This window comes from Dellaglioa sp. CoH-57-MRSF-21, assembly GCF_056781915.1.
On record NZ_JBXAXU010000011.1, the window covers coordinates 1 to 4,217 of the forward strand.

Here is a 4,217-nt window from a genome sequence, read left to right on the forward strand (position 1 = left end):
AGATATTGTGGTAATTCCTCTTGAATGCGCTGTAAGGCTTCACGATTGAATATACGCTTAGCTGAGAGCTTTCTATCATCATCAAAGGGCACAATGCCCATATGCATGTGAGGGGTCTTCTCGTCCAAGTGAACGACCGCATAACGAATATTTTCGTCGCCATAGTTATCTGCAAAATATTGTTTGGCTGTTTCAAAATATTTACGGGTTTCGACTTCGTCTAATTGCTCAAAAAAATCTTTGTCACTGGTTAGAATCCACTCATTGACTAAAACAGCGTCTTTGCGAACTGCCCGCTTACTAGCTTTATTTTCGTTGATATAGGCTTCAATATCCGTTTTAAAATTATCAGTGCGCCCAGCCACCAAATCATAATTCAAGTGGGAGCGGGAAACATCAATATCTTCGTTGCTGTGATTAGTCGTTTTCCGTTGGTCATGATTGCCAATACCGACTAAATTATCAGCTTTTAATTTCGTCATTCTAGCCACTACAAAACTCATAGTACGCACCTCATTTCGGAGTTATCTTCCAAGTAAAGTATAACCCACTATACTTCACTCTGTGAAGTGTGGTCTCTGCGAGGCTAAAAACTGTCTGTCCACTTTGCCCCTTTTTTCGCCTTTAGGCTGAAAAGGTTCGACGTGAACAGGCACAAAAAAAAACGCCTACAGCTGTCCTTTTTTCTAGTAACAGAAATGATATTTTCACCTTTGCATTTTTCCGCAACGATTGCAAATTCATTTCAATATCAAATTCAAAACAACAGACCTTGCCACTTTTTCAAAAGTGGCAAACCCAGAAAATTTCTACATGTCTCCGACGGCTCGAAAACGAGTTGCCAAGAGGGTGGAAAATCAGTGGATCGTATCAACTTCTTAAATTCCTTCCGATTTGCTTCAGTCAGACATTTATCGTTGACCCTACCGTTTATTTTCCCACTGGCCAAATAAAAAAGAGTAGCCTAAGCTACCCTTTTCTAAAAAAATAGTTCAACAATCGCGCCCATTGAAGGTAAATTTTTAAGAAATAACATTTTTTCATTTTACTTAGAAAATATAATACTAGCCCCTTTTATCACATTTTTCCGTACAAATAGAAATGCATATTCTCTTGTAATTCTGGCAAATCGAGCGTTTCTTCAGCTAATCGTTCCAAACCTTGATGTTCATAAAAGCCAAAATTACATGTCGTATCCGTAAATAAGTAAAATGTCTTAAGATTTTCAGATGTCATATAATCTAAAAATTGTTGATACAATTGTTTACCGATACCTGAACCACGTTGGTTTCCATCTACAACAAAAAAAGCTAATTCACCATCAAAGTTTGTACCAATGCTCTTTAAAAGAATTTCATCAACTTCTTCAAATTTTTGAAACGTCTTTCCAATTTTACGCCCTTCTTTAGATATAGCAATTCGTGCAACAGCAATTCCTTGCCGAATAAGATACCTTAGTGGTTTACGATGTGTTTCTCTATTTTTACCCATAATAATACCAACAGGCACTTCATTAAAAACAGCAACACTAGTAAATGTTTGATTAACAAGACAACTGGCAAGATATATTTTAGACAGTTGTTTAGCTAATTTTGGGCTTCCTAATCGATCGTAGTTCCATGATTTGCGAATCATATCTTCCAAGATATGATAATCGGATGGTTTAATAGGACGGTATTTAATATCTGCTTGTGTCATTACTTTTCCTCCAAATAATTAACTTCTAAATTGTTCTTAAATCCAATATATTCCACGTCAATAATCATTACTTAACCTCTCCAGTCTCAATATTTATTTTATTTCTCCCATTTCTATCAATTCCTCAAATCCTTCAACAAAGTAATCTCTATCTTTCAAACAAACAACTCGTTTTTCTGGACCTTCAGGTGTCTCAGTTTCACTTAACTTTATACCACAAATAAAGCATTGACCTAAAAGCTCTTTAGTCGGGATAACATTTTGATCAGTGTATTCTAAGTATTTCTCAACATCACTTTCACTAAACTCTCTCATGCTCTCACCCCTCTCTCATTCTTTATTTCTCCTGTATCAGGATCAATGGTTTTTGAATAGACCGGACGATAACCACATTGGTAATTTGCATCAAAATATAGTCGAAAAATTCCAGAAGAACTTGAAATTATTTCATTCACATATTTCATACTCTCAATTCCAAATTCGTTACCTCTTTGTCTGATAAACGAGCTTAATTCCTTTACATTAACAATGTTATATTCATCTACAATTTCAAGTAAAGTCTGCCTTAATTCTTTCTTTTCATTTTCATCAAGTGTTACGTATCTATCAATATCAAAATCATTTATAAAGATTAAATCTTTTTTATCGTAGCGGTGTTTACCTTTCTTAATTGCATCAGAACTTTCATGCGTTAAATACTGAAAATAATACTCCACGCTATCAACAATTTCGATATGAGATACAGATTGATCACCTAAATTACGTTTTATTTTTTTCCGAATACTTTCAACAGTAACCGGATTACGAGCAATATACAAAACATGATAATGTGGTTTTTTATAAATTGATCCACCAGCACTTATTATCTCTTGTTCATCAGGAGTCATATCTTTAAATTTTCGTTCAGTTTTATCTAAATTATGGAGCGGACTAATCGCCATAGGAATACCAGTTTTTTCTAAATTTTCAATAAAGTTTTCAGGAATACTTTCAGGATACAAAATGAATGCAAAGTTTCTAGCCTTTGTATTTTTAGTAGTCATATAGTATAATCACCTTTAGAAAATAAAAGCATTTTTCACGAGCGAACTTGAGAGAGGGCGCTCTTTTTTTATGCTCATTTTTCTCCTTTCTTAGATTTTTCGATAACATCACGCATATAGTTTCTAATATCGTAAGTTACAATTTTTCCTTCACTTTTTAAAATCTCTTTGTAATCAGCATACATCTTTTTAGGTATTCTAACGGTTACAACTTGATATTCTGTTTTCTCTTCAGGCATAAAACTCACTCCTTTATTTTTTTATCATTATACATCATTATATACTTATAGTCTATATAGTCAAAAAATAACCCGTTTAAAAAAACGGCGGTCAAAACGGCGGTCAAACGGCGGTCATAAAAAAACTCCCAAATCCATTGGGAGAGTAAGCGTAAAGTCCTATTCAAGTAAAATTTGGCACTCGGCACTTATAGGGGGGTCGTAGTACGGGAGCGAAATTCGCTCCCTGCCCCCTGATTTTCAAAATTTTTATCCCACTCAAACCAAAATATGGGCTCCGCCCAAACCCGCAAGCTGTGTCAGCTTGACCCCATAAATGAGCGGGAGCTCCCGCTCAAACTCACCCCGCACTCGCCGTGGGGCAGGCAAAAAAAGCAGGTGTGCTTTTCTTTGCATGCGCAAAAGTGTTTTATCCGCTAGTCTATCAACTCCTTAAAGCCTCAAAAAGGGGCTAACTGCTAAAGCAGCAAGCCCCTTTAATTCGATTTACCGTTGACAGACACAAAATTAACGACGTTCAATCTAGCCAGATGTTAAATTAAGCTCTTAAATGCCATTTTAAGCCCATATAAGCGTTTTAAAGATGTGGACCGCCTAATTCATCAGATTTATGTTTTTCGAGTTCCTGTGAGCTTTCAGGGGCTTTTTTAGACGGTTCTTTTAGTCCTGCACGTTCTAGCCACTTGTCAGGTAAATTGATACCTAGTTTTTTGTGTAGAAATTCATCAACATTGCGGACAATGCCTTGAAGTGTTCCGACTAACTTTTGCAATCGCTCATTCTCTCTTTCGAGGTCATTATAGTCCCACGTTGTTCTAGTCAGTTTATCTCTTAACGAGTCGGCTTCACGCCTTGCTCTAGCATGCATTTGATTGTAATTATCACTAAAAGACGCCCGTTGTTCCAAATCAGCGAGATCAGATTTATCAACCATGACTTTATTTTTATTCAGCAAAGTTGGTTTACTAGCAATTTTTTTGTTATCCCGTGGCTTGATTTCATCAAGCTGTTTTTTAGTATCTGCAAGCTTTGCTTGTGTCTCTTGTTTTTCGGTCTCTATTTTTTTCAAATCTTCCCGCATAGTTTTGTATTCGGGTACTGATAAATTCTTACGCTCTTTGTTTTTGTTGCCACGTTGAACATCAAAGCCATTCTCTTTGAGATATTGTGGTAATTCCTCTTGAATGCGCTGTAAGGCTTCACGATTGAATATACGCTTAGCTGAGAGCTTTCTATC

General features: G+C 36.0%; 6 protein-coding genes. All 6 read right to left on the reverse strand.

Annotated elements, in window-relative coordinates:
• Positions 1–503, reverse strand: a 503-nt coding sequence (gene mobV, locus AC1RPQ_RS07550; protein ID WP_481762199.1) for a MobV family relaxase, incomplete at its 3' end; no start/stop codon positions are given.
• 574 nt (positions 504–1,077) lie between these two features.
• The gene (locus tag AC1RPQ_RS07555; RefSeq protein ID WP_481761989.1) at positions 1,078–1,698 is read right to left on the reverse strand and encodes a GNAT family N-acetyltransferase; all 621 of its coding nucleotides are present in this window, start codon (positions 1,696–1,698) and stop codon (positions 1,078–1,080) included.
• Positions 1,699–1,791: 93 nt separating this feature from the next.
• Positions 1,792–2,013, reverse strand: coding sequence for a hypothetical protein (locus AC1RPQ_RS07560; protein ID WP_481761990.1), 222 nt, complete (start codon positions 2,011–2,013; stop codon positions 1,792–1,794).
• Entirely contained in the window at positions 2,010–2,741 is a 732-nt protein-coding gene (locus tag AC1RPQ_RS07565) for a replication protein (RefSeq protein ID WP_481761991.1), read from the reverse strand. Before AC1RPQ_RS07565 ends, AC1RPQ_RS07560 begins: the two co-directional genes overlap by 4 nt.
• Before the next feature lie 74 nt (positions 2,742–2,815).
• On the reverse strand, positions 2,816–2,980 hold the full coding sequence (locus AC1RPQ_RS07570) for a transcriptional regulator (protein WP_481761992.1): 165 nt from the start codon (positions 2,978–2,980) through the stop codon (positions 2,816–2,818).
• 577 nt (positions 2,981–3,557) lie between these two features.
• The coding region (locus AC1RPQ_RS07575) for a plasmid recombination protein (RefSeq protein WP_481762200.1) at positions 3,558–4,217 on the reverse strand (660 nt) is incomplete at its 5' end.

Coding starts and splice junctions, on each gene's coding strand:
- AC1RPQ_RS07555 (WP_481761989.1), bottom strand. CDS start 1,698: ATGACACAAGCAGATATTAAATACCGTCCTATTAAACCATCCGATTAT.
- AC1RPQ_RS07560 (WP_481761990.1), bottom strand. CDS start 2,013: ATGAGAGAGTTTAGTGAAAGTGATGTTGAGAAATACTTAGAATACACT.
- AC1RPQ_RS07565 (WP_481761991.1), bottom strand. CDS start 2,741: ATGACTACTAAAAATACAAAGGCTAGAAACTTTGCATTCATTTTGTAT.
- AC1RPQ_RS07570 (WP_481761992.1), bottom strand. CDS start 2,980: ATGCCTGAAGAGAAAACAGAATATCAAGTTGTAACCGTTAGAATACCT.